Source organism: Streptomyces sp. NPDC002054, from assembly GCF_040296685.1.
In the GTDB taxonomy this organism is placed as follows: domain Bacteria; phylum Actinomycetota; class Actinomycetes; order Streptomycetales; family Streptomycetaceae; genus Streptomyces.
This window is the reverse complement of the sequence record NZ_JBEOXT010000068.1, coordinates 1-17,183: the sequence shown is the minus strand read 5'-3', so window position 1 is coordinate 17,183 and position 17,183 is coordinate 1. Positions and strand designations below refer to the sequence as shown.

At 73.1% G+C, this 17,183-nt stretch carries 17 protein-coding genes and 1 pseudogene; 10 read left to right on the top strand and 8 right to left on the bottom strand.

What is annotated here, in order from left to right; all coding sequences use genetic code 11:
* Positions 1-866: pseudogene (locus ABT123_RS36190) on the top strand (hypothetical protein); the annotation flags it as partial.
* 58 nt (positions 867-924) lie between these two features.
* Here ABT123_RS36190 and ABT123_RS36185 read toward each other — a convergent pair.
* Positions 925-1,281 carry an iron-sulfur cluster assembly accessory protein gene (locus ABT123_RS36185; RefSeq protein WP_301887915.1) on the bottom strand — a complete coding sequence of 119 codons (357 nt, stop codon included), beginning with the start codon at positions 1,279-1,281 and terminating at the stop codon, positions 925-927.
* Positions 1,282-1,504: 223 nt separating this feature from the next.
* On the opposite strand from ABT123_RS36185, the gene nadA reads away from it, so the two are divergent.
* A complete protein-coding gene (gene nadA, locus ABT123_RS36180) occupies positions 1,505-2,692 on the top strand; it encodes a quinolinate synthase NadA (protein WP_351322606.1) in 1,188 nt (395 codons plus the stop codon).
* A 55-nt stretch (positions 2,693-2,747) separates the two neighbouring features.
* On the opposite strand, the gene ABT123_RS36175 is transcribed toward nadA, so the two are convergent.
* Both ABT123_RS36175 and ABT123_RS36170 read right to left on the bottom strand, forming a co-directional pair.
* Positions 2,748-3,440, bottom strand: a complete 693-nt coding sequence (locus ABT123_RS36175; protein WP_351322610.1) for a response regulator — start codon at positions 3,438-3,440, stop codon at positions 2,748-2,750.
* 416 nt (positions 3,441-3,856) lie between these two features.
* Complete coding sequence (locus tag ABT123_RS36170) at positions 3,857-4,681, bottom strand: adenosylcobinamide-GDP ribazoletransferase (RefSeq protein WP_351322604.1); 825 nt, start codon at positions 4,679-4,681, stop codon at positions 3,857-3,859.
* A 70-nt stretch (positions 4,682-4,751) separates the two neighbouring features.
* Here ABT123_RS36170 and ABT123_RS36165 point away from each other — a divergent pair, with 70 nt between their 5' ends.
* Positions 4,752-5,546 (top strand): hypothetical protein, encoded by a 795-nt coding sequence (locus ABT123_RS36165; RefSeq protein ID WP_351322602.1) that lies wholly within the window; start codon positions 4,752-4,754, stop codon positions 5,544-5,546.
* On the opposite strand, the gene pspAA is transcribed toward ABT123_RS36165, so the two are convergent.
* Together pspAA and ABT123_RS36155 are read right to left on the bottom strand one after the other, a co-directional pair.
* The gene (gene pspAA, locus ABT123_RS36160) at positions 5,518-5,796 is read right to left on the bottom strand and encodes a PspA-associated protein PspAA (RefSeq protein ID WP_351322600.1); all 279 of its coding nucleotides are present in this window, start codon (positions 5,794-5,796) and stop codon (positions 5,518-5,520) included. The genes ABT123_RS36165 and pspAA overlap by 29 nt on opposite strands.
* 13 nt (positions 5,797-5,809) lie before the next feature.
* Positions 5,810-6,604 carry a PspA/IM30 family protein gene (locus tag ABT123_RS36155; RefSeq protein ID WP_351322598.1) on the bottom strand — a complete coding sequence of 265 codons (795 nt, stop codon included), beginning with the start codon at positions 6,602-6,604 and terminating at the stop codon, positions 5,810-5,812.
* A 248-nt stretch (positions 6,605-6,852) separates the two neighbouring features.
* Here ABT123_RS36155 and ABT123_RS36150 point away from each other — a divergent pair, with 248 nt between their 5' ends.
* The gene (locus tag ABT123_RS36150) at positions 6,853-7,461 is read left to right on the top strand and encodes a DUF3043 domain-containing protein (RefSeq protein ID WP_351322596.1); all 609 of its coding nucleotides are present in this window, start codon (positions 6,853-6,855) and stop codon (positions 7,459-7,461) included.
* A gap of 41 nt (positions 7,462-7,502) precedes the next feature.
* Entirely contained in the window at positions 7,503-8,246 is a 744-nt protein-coding gene (locus tag ABT123_RS36145; protein WP_351322594.1) for a class I SAM-dependent methyltransferase, read from the top strand.
* Between the two features lie 620 nt (positions 8,247-8,866).
* On the opposite strand, the gene ABT123_RS36140 is transcribed toward ABT123_RS36145, so the two are convergent.
* A complete protein-coding gene (locus tag ABT123_RS36140; RefSeq protein ID WP_351322592.1) occupies positions 8,867-9,079 on the bottom strand; it encodes a hypothetical protein in 213 nt (70 codons plus the stop codon).
* A gap of 83 nt (positions 9,080-9,162) precedes the next feature.
* On the opposite strand from ABT123_RS36140, the gene ABT123_RS36135 reads away from it, so the two are divergent.
* The 5 genes from ABT123_RS36135 (at position 9,163) to ABT123_RS36115 (ending at position 15,429) form a co-directional block, all read left to right on the top strand.
* A complete protein-coding gene (locus ABT123_RS36135; protein WP_351322590.1) occupies positions 9,163-10,359 on the top strand; it encodes a bifunctional adenosylcobinamide kinase/adenosylcobinamide-phosphate guanylyltransferase in 1,197 nt (398 codons plus the stop codon).
* Between the two features lie 59 nt (positions 10,360-10,418).
* Positions 10,419-11,492: a nicotinate-nucleotide--dimethylbenzimidazole phosphoribosyltransferase gene (gene cobT / locus ABT123_RS36130; protein ID WP_351322588.1), complete on the top strand. Its 1,074-nt coding sequence runs from the start codon at positions 10,419-10,421 to the stop codon at positions 11,490-11,492.
* A gap of 79 nt (positions 11,493-11,571) precedes the next feature.
* Positions 11,572-13,419, top strand: coding sequence for a phosphatidylglycerol lysyltransferase domain-containing protein (locus ABT123_RS36125; RefSeq protein ID WP_351322586.1), 1,848 nt, complete (start codon positions 11,572-11,574; stop codon positions 13,417-13,419).
* Positions 13,416-14,153, top strand: coding sequence for a hypothetical protein (locus tag ABT123_RS36120; RefSeq protein ID WP_351322584.1), 738 nt, complete (start codon positions 13,416-13,418; stop codon positions 14,151-14,153). The genes ABT123_RS36125 and ABT123_RS36120 overlap by 4 nt, the downstream gene beginning before the upstream one ends.
* 4 nt (positions 14,154-14,157) lie before the next feature.
* Complete coding sequence (locus ABT123_RS36115; RefSeq protein ID WP_502971167.1) at positions 14,158-15,429, top strand: sensor histidine kinase; 1,272 nt, start codon at positions 14,158-14,160, stop codon at positions 15,427-15,429.
* Between the two features lie 19 nt (positions 15,430-15,448).
* Here ABT123_RS36115 and ABT123_RS36110 read toward each other — a convergent pair whose 3' ends face one another.
* A complete protein-coding gene (locus ABT123_RS36110) occupies positions 15,449-16,273 on the bottom strand; it encodes an endo alpha-1,4 polygalactosaminidase (protein ID WP_351322582.1) in 825 nt (274 codons plus the stop codon).
* A complete protein-coding gene (locus ABT123_RS36105) occupies positions 16,270-16,926 on the bottom strand; it encodes a spherulation-specific family 4 protein (RefSeq protein ID WP_351322580.1) in 657 nt (218 codons plus the stop codon). Before ABT123_RS36105 ends, ABT123_RS36110 begins: the two co-directional genes overlap by 4 nt.
* Positions 16,927-17,183 lie beyond the last annotated feature (257 nt).

The window sequence follows — 17,183 nt, the reverse complement described above, 5'->3', positions numbered from 1 at the left end:
CTCCCTCCCCTCTCCCCCCGCCCCCCGTCGTCGCCGGCCGCGCGCCGCGGCGCGCCCCCCCCCCGGCCCCGGTGCTCGCGGCGGCCGGCCAGCAGGAGGCCCACCTGGACGCCCGACTGCTCCAGGGCGCGGTCCGGGTGGTGGTGGCGGACCCGGTGATCGGCGGGCTGCCCACCCAGGGCTGGTCGTCCAGGATCAGCGTGGCGGCGGACGGCACGGTGGCGGCCGGCAGCGGCGAGCTGAAGCCGCCGGAGCGGTCGGGCGAGCGGCCGGTGGTCGGGGCCTCGGCGGCGCTGGACCGGCTGAACGAAAGGTCGCGGGGCTGGCAGAGCACCGGCCCCAGCGCCTGTGCGACCCCGGTGCCGCTGGACGGTGACACCGTACGGTCGACCGATTCGGTGCCCTGCAACCCGGACCCGCGCCCGATGAAGCCGCCGCGGACCGAGACGGTGGAGCGGGCGGTGCTCGGGCTGACGGCGACCACGGTGGACGGGGTGCGCGGGCTGGAACCGGCCTGGCTGTTCGAGGTGGCGGGGCGCAGCGGCGGCCCGGGGCACACCGTGGCGCAGCCGGCCGGGGCGGAGAAGGAGCAGCCGAAGGGGCGTACGGTGCCCGGATTCGCGTACAACGAGAATGACCGGAAGCTGACGGTGCACTTCTGGGGCGGAGTGTGCAGCACCTACGCGCTGGAGGTGCAGGAGCACCCGGAGTCGGTGACGGTGCGGATCACGGACACGCCGAAGGAGCCGGGGCGGGCCTGCATCCTGATCGCCCAGGAGATGTCGCTGTCGGCGACGCTGGCGGAGCCGCTGGGCACCCGGAAGGTCGTCGACGCGTCGACCGGCGAGCAACTGCGCCGCGCCTAGAAAAACGGAAGAGGCCCACACCGGATCTGATCGGTGCGGGCCTCTGGCGCGTTCAGGCTTAGCTGAAGGAGTCGCCGCAGGCGCAGGAGCCGGTGGCGTTCGGGTTGTCGATCGTGAAGCCCTGCTTCTCGATGGTGTCGACGAAGTCGATGGAGGCGCCGCCCAGGTACGGGGCGCTCATGCGGTCGGTGACGACCTTGACACCGTCGAAGTCCTTCACGACGTCCCCGTCCAGGGAGCGCTCGTCGAAGAAGAGCTGGTAGCGCAGGCCGGAGCAGCCGCCGGGCTGAACGGCGACACGCAGGGCCAGGTCCTCCCGGCCTTCCTGCTCGAGCAGGGCCTTGACCTTGGCGGCGGCGGCGTCGGACAGGAGGATGCCGTCGCTCACAGTGGTCTTTTCGTCCTGAACGGACATCTGCATTCACTCCCGAAGTGGGGCGGACTCTTGCCGTCGGCTGCAACCGACGCGGCCTCGGATTCATTCCCATGCTCGCACACCGGGGTCGAGCGGTGGACCCTACTGTTCCGGAGCGCGAATTCGTCACATCGACACTATCGGCATCGTCAAACTGACGTGAACCGGATATCATAGATAGCGTCAAATAGACGAGAAGCATCGTAGTCGCAGAACAGAAAGGGTGCGTGTCGTGACCACCGCCCAGCCTTTGGACGTCCAGCCGACGCCCCTCGCCCTGCTGCTGCTCGGCCGCGAAGCCGACCCGAGGAGCGAGCGCGGGGTGGAGTGTCCCGGTGACCTCCCCTCGCCGTCGGACCCGGACCTGGTGGCGCGCGCCCGCGCGGCCAAGGAGAAGCTCGGAGACAAGGTCTTCATCCTCGGTCACCACTACCAGCGTGACGAGGTCATCGAGTTCGCGGATGTCACCGGCGACTCCTTCAAGCTGGCGCGCGACGCCGCCAACAAGCCGGAGGCCGAGTACATCGTCTTCTGCGGTGTGCACTTCATGGCGGAGTCCGCGGACATCCTGACCTCGGACGACCAGAAGGTCGTCCTGCCGGACCTGGCGGCCGGCTGCTCGATGGCCGACATGGCCACCGCCGAGCAGGTCGCGGAGTGCTGGGACGCGCTGACCGATGCGGGCATCGCCGACATCACGGTCCCCGTCTCGTACATGAACTCCTCCGCCGACATCAAGGCCTTCACCGGCAAGCACGGCGGCACCATCTGCACCTCCTCCAATGCGAAGAAAGCACTGGACTGGGCCTTCGAGCAGGGGGAGAAGGTGCTGTTCCTGCCGGACCAGCACCTGGGCCGGAACACCGCCGTCCGCGACATGGGCATGTCCCTGGACGACTGCGTGGTCTACAACCCGCACAAGCCGGGCGGCGGGCTGACCGCCGAGCAGCTGCGCGCCGCGAAGATGATCCTGTGGCGCGGGCACTGCTCGGTGCACGGCCGGTTCTCGCTGGACTCCGTCAACGACGTGCGGGAGCGGATCCCGGGCGTCAACGTGCTGGTGCACCCCGAGTGCAAGCACGAGGTCGTGGCCGCCGCGGACTACGTCGGCTCGACGGAGTACATCATCAAGGCCCTGGAGGCGGCCCCGGCCGGCTCCAAGTGGGCCATCGGCACCGAGCTCAACCTGGTCAAGCGCCTGGCGAATCGATTCGCCGCGGAGGACAAGGAGGTCGTCTTCCTCGACAAGACGGTCTGCTTCTGCTCGACCATGAACCGCATCGACCTGCCGCACCTGGTCTGGACCCTGGAGTCGCTGGCCGAGGGCAACCTGGTGAACCGGATCCAGGTCGACAAGGAGACCGAGAGCTTCGCCAAGCTGGCGCTGGAGCGGATGCTGGCGCTGCCGTAGCCGTCGCCGCAGCACTGAAGGGGCACCCCTGGGGGTGCCCCTTCTTGCATTCCGGCTACTCGGCCCGCGGGCGGACCAGCCCCGATTCGTAGGCGATCACCACCAGCTGGGCCCGGTCCCGGGCGCCGAGCTTGGCCATGGCCCGGTTGACGTGGGTCTTCACGGTGAGCGGGCTGACCTCCAGTCGGCCGGCGATCTCGTCGTTGGAGAGTCCCGCGGCCACCTGGACGAGCACCTCGCGCTCCCGTCCGGTGAGCGCGGACAGCCGCTCGGCGTGCTTGCCGCCCGGCAGCCCGGCGGCGGGATCCAGTCCGCCGCCCTGGGCGAGGAAGGTGGCGATCAGCCCTTTGGTCGCGGCCGGGGAGAGCAGGGCCTCGCCGGCGGCGGCGATCCGAATGGCGTTCAGCAGCTCTTCCGGCTCGGCCCCCTTGCCCAGGAAGCCGGAGGCACCGGACCGCAGGGCCTCCACCACGTACTCGTCGACCTCGAAGGTCGTCAGCATCACCACGCGGACGCCGGCCAGGGCCGGGTCGGCGCTGATCATCCGGGTGGCGGCGAGGCCGTCGGTACCGGGCATCCGGATGTCCATGAGCACCACATCGGCCGCCCGCTCCCCGGCGAGCGCATAGGCCTGCGCCCCGTCGGAGGCCTCGCCCACGACCTCCATATCGGGCTCGGAGTCGACGAGCACCTTGAAGGCGCTGCGCAACAGCGCCTGGTCGTCGGCGAGCAGCACCCTGATGGGCACGGCGGCTGGCAGGTCCGTCGGCGTCTGTTCCACGGGACGAGAGAGTACGGGGGCATGGCGCGGGACCTGCCCACCCGGGGACGGTGGGTGCGGGACTCGGCCGGATTCCGGCGGCGGGTTTCCGGCGGTGCCGGGCCGGTTCGAGCCCTGGGCACAGGGCAGTTGGGGCGACGGGCGGCTTCGGGGTGCGGGCCGGCGCATGGCCGAAAATGGGCTGGCGCACCAGTGCCAGCCCGGCCGGTGCGGCCGGTGGGCCGGTGCGCCCGGTGGGCCAGCGCGGCCGGTGCGGGCGGTGGGCCGGCGCGGCCGGTGGGCCGGCCCCGCCGGTGTGGCGGCACGGGCGGTGGGCCGGCCCCGCCGGTGTGGCGGCACGGGCGGTGGGCCGGTCCCGCCGGTGGGCCGGTGCCGGGCACCCCCTAACCCAGGGCCAGGACCACCAGGGTGGTGGTGGCGGCGGTTTCCGCCACGGCGCCGAAGACATCGCCCGTGACCCCGCCGAAGCGGCGGACACAGCGGCGGAGCAGGAGTTCGGCGGCCAGCAGGGCGGCGACCACCGCGCCGGCCTGCTGGAGGGCGGCGGGCAGCCCCAGCGGGAGGGCGGCGAGGCCGGCCGCGGCGGCGACCAGGGCGGCGAGGCCGAAGGCGGCGCCGGCCGGGACGGTGGCGGCGACGGCTGCGCCCAGGCCGCCGGGGCGGGCCGCCGGGACACCGGCCCGGGAGGCCAGGGTGAGGGCAAGGCGGGCGGTGACGGCGGCGACCACGGCGGCCAGGGCTCCGTGCTGCCAGCTCTCGGTGTAGAGGTTGGCCAGCGCCGCCACCTGGATCAGGAAGAGCACCACCAGGGTCACCACGCCGAACGGGCCGATGTCGGACTGCTTCATGATGCGCAGCGCGTCCTGCGCAGGCTTCGCGCTGCCCAGCCCGTCGGCGGTGTCGGCCAGCCCGTCCAGGTGCAGGGCGCGGGTCAGCGCGGCCGGCACGGCCACGGTGACCGCGGCGGCGAGCATCGGGCCGCCGCCGAGCAGCAACAGCAGGACCCCGGGGACGGCCGCGCACAGGCCCACGGCCAGGCCGGCCAGCGGGGCGCACTCCATGCCGATACGGGCGGCGGGGCGGTCCCAGCGGGTGATGCGCGCGGGGAACACGGTGAGGGTGCCGAACGCGAACCGGACGCCGTCACGGAGCGAGGCGCGTTCGGCGGGCGGCGACAGGTGCGGATCGGAGGAGTGCGAGTCGGTCATCCCCCGGAACGCTACCCGCTCACGGCGACCGGTAAATTGCGCATTACCGGTCAAATGGGGAGACGGTGGTATGGGTCACTGGTGGTATCGCAACATCATCGAGCCGGGGAAGCTGCCGATGCTCCTCGCGCTGCTCTCCTTCGTGATGTCCTTCCTGGTCACCCGCGTGATCACGCGCATGATCCGGGCGGGACGGGGCCCCTTCAAGAACATCACCCCGGGCGGGATGCACGTCCACCACGTGGTGCCGGGCGTCATCCTGGTGATCGTCGGCGGGTTCGGTGCGGTCGGCAGTGGCGGCCACGGACTCGGTGCCCTGCTGTCCGCCGTGGTCTTCGGGATCGGTGCCGGCCTGGTGCTGGACGAGTTCGCGCTGATCCTGCACCTGGACGACGTCTACTGGAGCGAGCAGGGCCGCAAGAGCGTGGAGATCGTGGTGCTGACCGCCGCCCTGGTCGCGCTGGTGCTCGGCGGATTCCTGCCGTTCGGGGTCAACGACCTGACGTACGAGGAACGGCAGAGCCGTGGCCTGGTCGCCATAAATGCCGCGGCCAACTTCTTCCTGGCCCTGATCGCCCTGTGGAAGGGCAAGCCGCGCACCGCGCTGATCGGCATCCTGGTCCCGTTCGTGGCGCTGATCGGCGCGGTCCGGCTGGCCCGGCCCAGCTCCCCGTACGCGAAGAGGTTCTACGCAAAACGCCCGCGGGCCCGCGCGAAGGCGGGTCTGCGGGCGTTCCACCACGACCGGCGCTGGGCCGGGCCGCGACGCAGGTTCCAGGACTTCATCGGCGGGGCACCGGATGCCGCCCCGCCGGACTCCCCGCCCGACCCTGAGGTCAGCCGGGGATCAGACCGCCGTCACTGAGCATCGCCCGCACCTCTTCGAGGCTCGCGTCCGGCGCGGGGAGGATCAGCTCGGAGGGCTCCAGCGCATCGTCCGGCAGCGGGGTGCCCAGGTCACGGACCCGGTCGAGGAGCGCGGCCAGGGTCCGCCGGAAGCCCTCCCCGTCCCCGCCCTCCATCTCGGCGAGCAGCTCGTCGTCCAGCTTGTTGAGCTCCGCGACATGGTCGTCGCCGAGCTGGACCTGGCCTTCCCCCATGATGCGGACAATCATGACGGGCCCCGTCCTACTGCTTGTCGAACCGGTGCTGGGTCTGCTGCGGCTGCTGGGTGCCCGGGGTGCCGCCCTCGATGGCCGGCTGCTGGGCGGACGGGCCGCCGGCCAGCTCGGCCTTCATCCGGGCGAGCTCCAGCTCCACGTCCGTACCCCCGGAGAGGCGGTCCAGCTCGGCCTGGATGTCGTCCTTCGAGCCGAGGCCGCTCTGGTCGTCGAGGGCGCCGGAGGCGAGGAGCTCGTCGATGGCGCCGGCCCGGGCCTGCAGCTGCGCGGTCTTGTCCTCGGCCCGCTGGATGGCCAGGCCGACGTCGCTCATCTCCTCCGAGATGCCGGAGAAGGACTCGGCGATCCGGGTCTGCGCCTGAGCCGCCGTGTAGGTGGCCTTGATGGTCTCCTTCTTCGTCCGGAAGGCGTCCACCTTGGCCTGGAGCCGCTGGGCGGCGAGGGTCAGCTTCTCCTCCTCGCCCTGCAGGGTCTGGTGCTGCACCTCCAGGTCGCTGACCTGCTGCTGGAGCGAGGCGCGGCGGGACAGGGCCTCGCGGGCCAGGTCCTCGCGGCCCAGCGCGAGGGCCTTGCGGCCCTGATCCTCTAGCTTGGCGGACTGCCCCTGCAGCTGGTTGAGCTGCAGTTCCAGGCGCTTGCGGGAGGTGGCGACATCGGCGACACCGCGGCGCACCTTCTGGAGCAGCTCCAGCTGCTTCTGGTACGAGTAGTCGAGGGTCTCGCGCGGGTCCTCGGCCCGGTCAAGGGCCTTGTTCGCCTTCGCGCGGAAGATCATCCCCATACGCTTCATGACACCGCTCATGGGCTTCGCGCGCCCCCTTCTGACGGACTTCGGCTGCAGGTCACCTACAGGTGCGAACCTCAGGACCACACTACGGGCCCTGTCTCTATTACCGCACTGTTCGGACGCCGATGCGCTCCTCCTGGAGGACGAGTGCGCCGCCGCTTTCTCAGGCGTAGGGAGTAGGTGATCCCCTTGCACTGGAAGACGTCCGCCGTTGCCGGATCGTTCCCCACCGGGGTGGGGGTCCTCCGCCCGACCACGTACCCTTGGGTTTTGTGTTTGGTAGCCGTTCCTCCAAGGAAGAGAAGGCCGCCGCCACCGACAAGGTGAGCGCCGACGCTTCGCAGACCCGTGACCCTCAGGCCCCGAAGGGCCGCCCGACGCCCAAGCGCGCTGTCGCACAGTCGCAGCGCAAGGCCGTGGTGGCCTCGACCGGCAACCGCAAGGAGGATGCCAAGCGCGCCCGTGAACGGCGCCGTGTCGAGCTGGCCAAGCAGCGCGAGGCGCTGGCCAGTGGCGACGAGCGGTACCTGCCGGCCCGTGACAAGGGTCCGGTCCGCCGGTTCGTGCGCGACTACGTGGACTCCCGCTTCTCCGTCGCCGAGATGTTCCTGCCGCTCGCGGTGGTCATCCTGGTGCTGAGCATGATCCGGGTCCCGTCCATCCAGAACATCGCGCTGCTGCTGTGGCTCGGCGTGATCGCGCTGATCATCGTCGACTCCATCGGCCTGTTCATCCGCCTGAAGAAGGCCCTGAACCAGCGCTTCCCGGACGAGCCGAAGCGCGGCGCCGTCGCCTACGGCCTGATGCGCACCCTCCAGATGCGCCGGCTGCGCCTGCCGAAGCCGCAGGTCAAGCGTGGGGAACGACCCTGAGCGAGAAGTTCGCGGGGGGAGCCAGGCTGTGGCTGGAGGGTTTGGGCGGACTGCGTAACGCCGTCCGCCAGGAACTCGTGGGCCGCCAGGTCGACGAACAGATCGCACAGCGCTTCCCGGTCGGGCAGCGGCTGCGGGTGCTGGACGTCGGCATGGGTCAGGGCACCCAGGCGCTGCGGCTGGCCCGGGCCGGGCACATGGTCACCGGCCTGGAACAGGACCCCGGCATGATCGAGGTGGCCCGGGCCGCGCTGGCCGCGGAACCGGCCGGGATCCGCGACCGGGTCCGGCTGCTGGAGGGCGACGGCCGGGAGACCGGCGCGCATTTCCTGCCGGGCAGCTTCGATGTGGTGCTGTGCCACGGCGTACTGATGTACGTCCCGGAGCCGGACGGGATGCTCGCCGGGCTGGCCCGGATGCTGGCGCCCGGCGGCCTGCTGTCCCTGCTGGTGCGGAATGGCGACGCGCTCGCGATGCGGCCGGGGCTGGGCGGGGACTGGGCGGGTGCGCTGGCTGCGTTCGACTCCGTCGACTACACGAACCGGCTGGGCCTTCAGGTGCGGGCCGACCGGCTGTCCGGGCTGCGGGCCACGCTGTCCGGGATCGGGGCGCCGTTGGAGGCGTGGTACGGGGTGCGGGTCTTCACGGACGGGACCGAGACGGGCGAGGCGTTGCCGCCGGAGGACGAGCTGGAGCGGCTGCTGGCGGCGGAGGAACGAGCCGGCCGATCCGACCCGTACCGGGGCGTCGCGGCCCTCCTCCACCTCTGCGGCGTCCGCGGCTGACCCCGCCACCCCGGCTCACGCCTGCGGCTCCGGCCCGCCTCGCGCCGGAGGCTGGGCTCCGGCCCGCCGAGGCCGCTGCGTGGCTGAGCGGGGCCAAGGGTGCCGCTGCGCGGAGCCTTCCCCCACCCCGCCCCTTCCCGAAACCGGGGCTCCGCCCCGGACCCCGGAGTGCCCGGGCTTCGCCCGGCACCTTTCGGGGCTGCACCCCGAACCCCTTCGGGGCTCCGCCCCGGACCCAATGCGGGGCTATGCCCCAAGCGGAGGCGCGGGCTCGGCCCGCACGTTCGGGGCTCCGCCCCAGACCTGCCCGTGGGGCTTTGCCCCACACCCCGGGGTGCCCGGGCTTCGCCCGGCACCCTTCGGGGCTGCGCCCCGGACCCCGTACGGGGCTGCGGGCTCGGCCCGCACACGTTGCGGGGCTCCGCCCCCGACCCCGCCCGTGGGGCCGAAGGCGCGGGGGCGCCCCGCGCCCGCCGGGTGCCTGGGCTTCGCCCGGCACTCTTTTGCGGGGGCTCCGCCCCCGCACCCCGACCCGGTCCGGGGCCGGGCGGAGCCCGCACCCTGCGGGGGCCGGGGCAGCGCCCCGCGGAGCGGGGGCCAGGGCGCCGGGCTCGGCGCGGCTACGCGTCCAGGGCTTCGCGCAAGCTCATGGCGTAGATTTCCGTGCCGTTGTCGTCCGACAAGCGGACCCGCTCCGCCCCGCCCTCCAGCAGATCCTTCCAGTACTCACCGATCCAGGACTCCGCGTCCCCCTGCGTGGTGAACTCCTCCGGCTCCACCGCGGGTGCCGCCTGCGCGCCGTCTGCCGTCTCGAACCGCCACGTCCACGCCATGTCCGCCTCCGTTGCTTGTCCGCTGTCTGCCCGCAGACTAGCCGGGCGAGCACCACCCGCGGGGACGCGGGAGGATCTTCCTTGTGGAACTGACTCTGCTCGGCACCGGCACACCCGAAGGACTGCCCCGCCCCGGCTGTCCCTGCGCCGCCTGTGCCGTTTCCGTCGGCGCGCGGGCGCGGGCCGCGACCGCCGTGCTCGTGGACGGTGCGCTGCTGCTCGATCTGACCCCCGGGGCCGTGCTGGCCGCCGCCCGGGCCGGGCATTCGCTGGCCGGGGTGCGCCAGGTGCTGCTCACCCATCCGCACGACGGGCCGGCCGTGGAGCTGCCGCCCGGGCTGCCCGCCGCCGGGCGGGTGCCGGACGGGCGGGAGCTGGCGGTGATCAGCGGGCACCGGGTGCGGGCGGTGCCGATGGATGCGCCGGGGACCGGTTACGAGGTGACCGGGCCGGACGGGGACCGGCTGCTGTACCTGCCGCCCGGCGGGTCGCCGGCCGGGGAGAGCGGCGTACGGCCGTACGACATGGTGCTCGCCGACGTGCTCGGCCGGCCCGACGCCCTGGCACGGCTACGGGCCTCCGGCGCGGTCGGCCCGGCCACCGATGTGATCGCCGTGCACATCGACCACGACACCCCGCCGGGGTCCGAGCTGGACCGGCGGTGCGCGGCGGCCGGGGCGCGGGCCGTGCCGGACGGGGCCACGCTGATCGTCGGCGAGTACCACGCCGTCCCGGACCTGCCCCGGCGGACCCTGGTGCTGGGCGGGGCCCGGTCCGGGAAGTCGGTGGAGGCGGAGCAGCGGCTCGGCGCGTTCCCCGAGGTGCAGTACGTGGCCACCGGCGGCACCCGGGAGGGCGATGCGGACTGGGCGGCGCGGGTCTCGCTGCACCGCGACCGGCGGCCGGGCTCCTGGCGGACGCTGGAGACCTGTGAACTGGCGCCGCTGCTCGCGGCAGAGGGGCCGCCGCTGCTGATCGACTGCCTGGCGCTGTGGCTGACGGACGCCATGGACCGGGTGGGCGCGTGGGACGAGGACACCTGGGTGAACGGCGGGCAACGGCGGCTGCGGGAGCGGATCGCGGAGCTGGTGGCGGCGGTGCGGGCGACCCGCCGGACCGTGGTGGCGGTGAGCAACGAGGTCGGTTCCGGAGTGGTGCCCGCTACGCCCGCCGGGCGGCGGTTCCGGGACGAACTGGGCCGGCTGAACGCGGCCGTGGCCGGTGAGTGCGAGCATGTGTTGTTGGTGGTTGCCGGGCAGGCCATCGTCCTGAAGCAGTAGCTGCCAGCGCCGTGGTCGGCGGGCTTGGGTAGGGCCTTACCGCCTGTACTGTTCGGGAAATGACCACGCTGAATCTCGACGACTTCTCCGATCTGATCGAGCGCCCCGACGGGGGCGTCCGGCGTGACGCCGAGGACCGCCGTGAGCGCCTGGCGGTGCCGCCCGGCGCCCTGGGCCGGCTGGACGAGCTCGCCGACTGGCTTGCCGCCGCGCAGGGTTCCGTACCGGTCAGGCCGATCGAGCGGGCCAGGGTGCTGCTGTTCGCCGGTGACCACGGGGTGGCGGGCCTGGGGGTCTCGGCGCGTCCCGCGGGCGGGGCGCACGAGCTGGTCCGCGCCGTGCTGGACGGGCGCAGCCCGGTGGCGATCCTGGCCTCCCGGTTCGGTGCCGGGGTCCGGGTGGTGGATGCGGGGCTGGACTGCGATCCCGGGCTGCTGCCCGAGGAGGTCGTACGGCACCGGGTGCGGCGCGGCAGCGGGCGCATCGACATCGAGAACGCCCTCACCGTGGAAGAGGCCGAGGCGGCACTGCGGCTGGGCATGCGGATCGCCGACGAGGAGGCCGACTCCGGAACGGACCTCGTCGTCCTCGGCGATCTGAGCGTCGGCGGGACGACGGCCGCCGCCACCCTGGTCGCGGCGCTGTGCGGGACCGATGCCTCGGTGGTCACCGGGCGGGGCGGTGCCCCCATCGACGACCTCACCTGGATGCGCAAGTGTGCGGCGATCCGGGACGCGTTGCGCCGGGCCCGCCCGGTGCTGGGCGACCAGGTGGAGCTGCTCGCGGCGGTCGGCGGCGCCGATCTGGCCGCGATCACCGGCTTCCTGCTCCAGTGCGCCGTACGCCGTACGCCCGTGATCCTCGACGGGGTGGTGTCGGCCGCGTGCGCCCTGGTCGCGCAGCGGGCCGCGTTCCGGGCGCCGGACTGGTGGCTGGCGGGCCAGGCGAGCGGCGAGCCGGGCCAGGCGAAGGCGCTGGACCGGATGGCACTCAACCCGGTGCTCGACCACGGCGTCACTGTGGGGGAAGGAACCGGGGCGTTGCTGGCGCTTCCCCTCGTCCAGGCCGCTGCCGCACTCGCGGCGGAGCTTCCCGAGCGACCGGGGCCGGACGAGTCGGATACGGCTGGGTGAGCTGCGGGGGCGACGGCCTCGACCAGGCCGTCGCTCCCTGACTCCGCATGGAATGCGATGCCCCATATGATCGCTTTTCATGGGAGAGGTCCTTTTGACCAGCACAGAAACCGTCCGGAGGAACGACCGTGGACCCGGTCGGAAGCCGGATGAGGGCACGGGGAACAACGGCAGTAGCGGTAGGAGCAGGGGCACGGTCCGGTCGCGGCGGAGCGCCGCGTTCGTGGTCTGGTACCTGCGCGCCGTCACCTTCGTCAACTTCCTCAGCGCGGTGTGGGTTTCGCTCGGACAGGATCTGCGCGCCCACAACACCGCCGACTTCTACACCCCCTACCTGCTCACCGCGGGCTTCGGCTCCGGACTGTTCTCGCTGCTGCTCGCCGTCACCATGGGCCGCCGCAAACGGGCCGCCTGGATCCTGAACCTGGTCCTCGGCGGCCTGCTGCTGGCCCTGTTCCTCGCCGCCTTCTGCACCCCCGACTACCCGGAGATCCGCAGCCACGCCCAGAACTGGGTGTCGCTCGTGCTCACCGCCGCCTTCGTCGCCGCCCTGCTGCTGGGCCGCCGCGAGTTCTACGCCAAGGGCGACCGGTCCAACCCGAAGCTGGCCGCCGCCGTCGCCGCCGTCGGCCTGCTCCTCACCTCCCTGGTCGCGGCCCTGCTGGTGGGCGCCACCAACACCGCCCCCGACCAGGCGACGGCCTCCTTCCCGACCCGCTGGCGGTACGGGGTGATGCGGCTGGTCACCCTCGCCGCCGACGACTCCGGCTACCCGGACATCAACACCCCCGGCTGGGTGGACGTGGCCATCAACGTGATGTCCTTCCTGCTGCTGCTCGCCGTGCTGCTGGCCGCGTTCCGGTCCCGCCGGGCCGTCGACCCGCTCACCGAGCAGGACGAGGAGCGGCTGCGCGCCCTCCTCGCCCGGCAGGGCGACCGCGACTCGCTCGGCTATTTCGCGCTGCGCCGCGAGAAGAGCGTCATCTGGTCCCCCACCGGGAAGGCCGCCGTGACCTACCGGGTGGTCGGCGGTGTCTCCCTCGCCTCCGGGGACCCCATCGGCGACCCGGAGGCCTGGCCCGGCGCCATCGAGCCCTGGCTGGCCGAGGCCCGCGAGCACGGCTGGGTGCCGGCGGTGATGGGAGCCAGCGAGGAGGCCGGCACGATCTACGCCCGGCACGGTCTGGACGCCCTCGAACTGGGCGACGAAGCCATCGTCGAGACCGCCGAGTTCACCCTGGAGGGCCGCGCCATGCGGACCGTACGGCAGGCCTACAACCGGGTGAAGCGGGCCGGGTACACCGTACGGATCCGACGGCACGCCGACATCCCGGCCGCCGAGATGGAGGAGCTGCTGCGCCGCGCCGACGACTGGCGCGACGGCGCCACCGAGCGCGGGTTCTCCATGGCGCTGGGCCGGCTCGGCGATCCCGCCGACGGCCAGTGCGTGATGCTGGAGTGCACCGACGGCCACGGCGAACTGCGCGCCCTGCTGTCCTTCGTACCGTGGGGTCCCAAGGGGCTCTCCCTCGACCTGATGCGCCGTGACCGGGACTCCGAGAACGGCCTGATGGAGTTCATGGTGATCGAGCTCCTGGAGCGGTCCAGGGAGATCGGGGTCACCCAGGTCTCGCTCAACTTCGCGATGTTCCGGTCCGTCTTCGAGCGCGGCTCCCGGCTCGGCGCGGGTCCGGTGCTGCGCCTGTGGCGGTCCCTGCTGAGCTTCTTCTCCCGCTGGTGGCAGATCGAGTCCCTCTACCGGGCCAACGCCAAATACCGGCCGATCTGGGAACCCCGGTTCATGCTCTTCGAGAAGAGTTCCGACCTGCTGCGGATCGGTATCGCGGCGGGCCGCGCCGAGGGCTTCCTGGAGGCTCCGGGCCTGCCGAAGTGGCTGCACCGCAGACATCTGGAGACGATGCGTTGACGGCGCGGAGCAGGCGCTCGCTGCGGCGGTTCACCGACCGGGAGTGGGGGCCGCTGTACCGGACGGTGCGCGCGGCCCTCGTCCGCCGGCGGTGGCGGGCGATCCCGATGACCCTCGCTGCGGTCGGCCTGACCTGCGTCTTCCAGCTCGTGCAGAACCAGCCATGGGGCTTCCAGTTCGTCCAGAACCTGGGCTCGGTGAAGGCCACCGACCCGCTGTGGCTCGCCCTGCTCCGGACCCCGCTCTCCCTCTTCGTGCCCGCCCTGGACCTGCCGGTCTGGGGTGCGCTGGCCCAGATGCTGCTGGTCTTCGGGATCTCCGAAATCTGCATCGGCTGGTGGCGGACCCTGCTGATCGGTTACGTCGCCACGCTCGCCGGGACCACATACGCGCGGGTCGGGCTCGCGCTCGGCCCGGACCATCCGCTGGGCCTGCCCGAGTCCGACCGGCTGGTCAACGACACCGGGCCCTCGGCGGCGGTGGTCGGCCTGGCCGTGTACGTCTGCTGGCGCTACGGCGCGTACCTCACCGCGGGGCTGGTGGTGCTGCTGATGATCGTGGAGCTGACGGTCAAGGACAACCTCGCCGGGAAGGAGCACCTGGCGGCGATCGCCGCGGTGGCGCTGCTCATCGCGGTCCAGACGACCCTGGGCCCGAACCGCCCGAACCGTCCAAGCCGCGCGAACCGCTCCCGCACCCCGCTGGGCCCGAGGCCCCGGCCGCCCGTACCGTAGCCGGGTGACGACGACATCCCTCCGGCCGTCTCCCGGCACCGGCACCGGACCGCTCGGTTCCGCCCTCGACTGGGCGCGGGCGCACCCCCTTGCGACCGATGCCCTGCTGGCGCTCTCCGTGCTCCTCTGCATGATCGTCATGTCCTTCGCCGACCCGCACGCCCCGCAGGGCCCCACCTTCGGCACCCGCACCCCGCAGTCCACCTCGCTGGTCCTGATGGTGCTCGGCTCCGCCCTGCTGATCCTGCGGCGGAGCCGCCCGCGCGCGGTGCTCGCCGCCACCAGCGTGCTGGCCTTCATGGAACTGGCCACCATGGAACCCCGGGCGCCGGTCGCGGTCTGCACCGTGGTGGCCCTGTACACCGTGGCCGCGCGCACCGACCGGCCCACCACCTGGCGGGTCGGCCTGCTCACCATGACCGGGCTGACCGGAGTGGCCATGCTGGCCGGGCCGCTGCCCTGGTACGCGCAGGAAAACATCGGCATCTTCGCCTGGACCGGCATGGCCGCGGCGGCCGGTGACGCGGTGCGCAGCCGGCGGGCCTTCGTCGACGCCATCCGGGAGCGGGCCGAGCGGGCCGAGCGGACCCGGGAAGAGGAGGCCCGGCGGCGGGTCGCCGAGGAGCGCCTGCGGATCGCCCGCGACCTGCACGATGTGGTGGCCCACCACATCGCCCTGGTCAACGTGCAGGCGGGGGTGGCCGCGCATGTCATGGACAAGCGGCCGGACCAGGCGAAGGAGGCCCTGGCGCACGTACGGGAGGCCAGCCGCTCGGCGCTCAACGAACTGCGGGCCACGGTCGGACTGCTGCGGCAGTCCGGCGACCCGGAGGCACCGACCGAGCCGGCGCCCGGGCTGGCCGTGCTCGACGAACTCGTGGACACCTTCCGGCACGCCGGCCTGCCGGTGGCCGTGGCCGTCGACCGGCCGGCCGGGTCCGACGGGCCGCTGCCGGCCGCGGTGGACCTGGCCGCCTACCGGGTGATCCAGGAGGCGCTGACCAACGTCCGCAAGCACGCCGGCCCCGGTGCGAAGGCGGAGGTCAGCGTTGTCCGGGTGGGCAGCTCGGTGGAGGTCACCGTGCTCGACGACGGGGGCAGCGGCCCGGCCGCCTCGCCCGAAGGCGAAGCCGAAGCCGAATCCGCCGCCGCCCGGCCCGGGGGTACCCACGGCCTGCTCGGCATGCGGGAGCGGGCCGGCGCCCTCGGCGGCTCCTGCTACGCCGGGCCCCGGTTCGGGGGCGGCTACCGGGTCCACGTGGTCCTGCCGGTGTGACCCCGGGCTCCTCAACAGGTCAACAGGTCTTACGCCAGGCGTCCAGCTCGTACTTCTTCTCCAGGGAGCTCAGCCGCAGCCGGCGGGAGGTCTCGCAGAACCGGGCGGCCGGAACCTCGTACTCCACGTGGAACACCGCCTTCCCCGCCTTGATGAACGGGGTCAGCCGCTCGCACTCGCCGTGCTCGGCGCACTGCTCGTTGACGGCGAAGTCGAAATCGCCGAGCAGCTCGGGGATCTGGTCGAGATCGTTCTTGAGGCCGACGGCGAGGCCCCGGTCGTGGGCCAGCTTGGCGATCAGCCGGTTGTAGCGGAGCTGGTCGGCGGCGGTGAGCGGGAAACCGGTGGTGTTGCGGTAGCCGTCCATGTTGTCCGGCTCCACCGCGTCGAACCCCTTGTCGCGGCACATGTCGATCCGTTCGGCCATCAGCGGCTCCAGGAGGTCGGTCCGGCGGATGTCCAGCCACCGCTCGCCGTCCCAGCCGTTGCCGCGGCCGAGCAGCTCCTCGGGGAACTTCCCGGCGTCCGGCCGGAACTCCTCCCACGCGCCGGTGGAGAGGTAGCAGATGACCCGGCGGCCGTCCTTCTTCAGTCGGCCGACCTGCTCCTTGCCGGTGTCGAACCCGTCGATGTCGTACACGGGCACATCGACTGAGGTGTCGAGACGGCCGCTGAGCTGCCACTGCCAGGCGGTGCCGGGGGTGGGCTGCCAGCGGGCGCCGCCGGGGTGCGGGTCGGGTTCCGGGCCGGGTTCCGGCGGGACGGTGGTACAGGCGGCGAGCAACAGGGCCAAGGCCGACAGCAGAGCGGCAGCCCCTGCCTGGCGGCGGAGGTGCCGGGTCATTCGCTCGCCTCCAGGGCGTGCGGAAGGGCCCCCCAGGGGTGGGCGCCCGCGCCGGGCACGGCGCAGTGCACCCCCGCGTGCCGCTCGGCGGCGAGGGCGGCGGCGGCCTGGGCGGCGTCGCCGGGCGGGACCGCGTACACCAGGTGGCAGAACTGCTGGGCGGGGTGGGCGGCGGTCCACTCCGGCACTTCGACGTCCCGGTACGCGTCCCAGGGGCCCTCGAAGGTGACCAGCAGGTCGGCGAGTTCGGCGAAGCCGGGGTGCGGGTGGACGCCGTGGTTGAACACCAGGGTGCGGGCGCCGGCGGCCCGGGCGGCGACGGCGAGCCGCCGGTAGTGCGGCAGGAGTTCGCCGTCGGCGGCGGCCTGGTCGAGGAAGGCGCCGTCGACGCCATACCAGTCGCGGTGCCGGAGCAGGTCCTGGACGACGGCGGCGTGCGGGCGGCGGCCGTAGTCGGTGTCGGCGTAGCCGAGGACGGGCACGCCGGCGTCCTTGAGGCGGCCGGCGACCTCGGCGAAGCGTTCGTCGGGGGCGGTGCCGGGGCCGTTGTCCGGGTTGAGGACGACGGAGTGGAGGCGGTCGGCTGCGCGGACGAGGGTGGTCCAGGCGGTGGGGTGGTGGGCGGGATGCTCATAGAACGGGACCAGCAGCATGGGTTCCTTCTCGGTTGGGTCGGGTCGTGTCGGCCGCTGCGCGGGGCCATATCCCCCACCCCGCCCCTTCCCGAAACCGGGGCTCCGCCCCGGACCCCGGGTGCGGGGCTCCGCCCCGTCAGGGGCGCGGGGAACTGCGCGACCAGCCACAGCCGGCCCGCAGGCCCGGGCGCTTCGCGCCCGCCGGGGTTCGGGGGCGGAGCCCCCGGGACGGGTGCCGGGGCGAGGCCGCGGTGGTCTGGGGCCGCCGGCTGGAC

Coding starts and splice junctions, on each gene's coding strand:
- pspAA (WP_351322600.1), bottom strand. CDS start 5,796: ATGATTGTCCGCATCATGGGGGAAGGCCAGGTCCAGCTCGGCGACGAC.
- ABT123_RS36140 (WP_351322592.1), bottom strand. CDS start 9,079: ATGGCGTGGACGTGGCGGTTCGAGACGGCAGACGGCGCGCAGGCGGCA.
- ABT123_RS36170 (WP_351322604.1), bottom strand. CDS start 4,681: ATGACCGACTCGCACTCCTCCGATCCGCACCTGTCGCCGCCCGCCGAA.
- ABT123_RS36165 (WP_351322602.1), top strand. CDS start 4,752: ATGGGTCACTGGTGGTATCGCAACATCATCGAGCCGGGGAAGCTGCCG.
- cobT (WP_351322588.1), top strand. CDS start 10,419: ATGACCACGCTGAATCTCGACGACTTCTCCGATCTGATCGAGCGCCCC.
- ABT123_RS36185 (WP_301887915.1), bottom strand. CDS start 1,281: ATGTCCGTTCAGGACGAAAAGACCACTGTGAGCGACGGCATCCTCCTG.
- ABT123_RS36105 (WP_351322580.1), bottom strand. CDS start 16,926: ATGCTGCTGGTCCCGTTCTATGAGCATCCCGCCCACCACCCCACCGCC.
- ABT123_RS36155 (WP_351322598.1), bottom strand. CDS start 6,604: ATGAGCGGTGTCATGAAGCGTATGGGGATGATCTTCCGCGCGAAGGCG.
- ABT123_RS36110 (WP_351322582.1), bottom strand. CDS start 16,273: ATGACCCGGCACCTCCGCCGCCAGGCAGGGGCTGCCGCTCTGCTGTCG.
- ABT123_RS36125 (WP_351322586.1), top strand. CDS start 11,572: ATGGGAGAGGTCCTTTTGACCAGCACAGAAACCGTCCGGAGGAACGAC.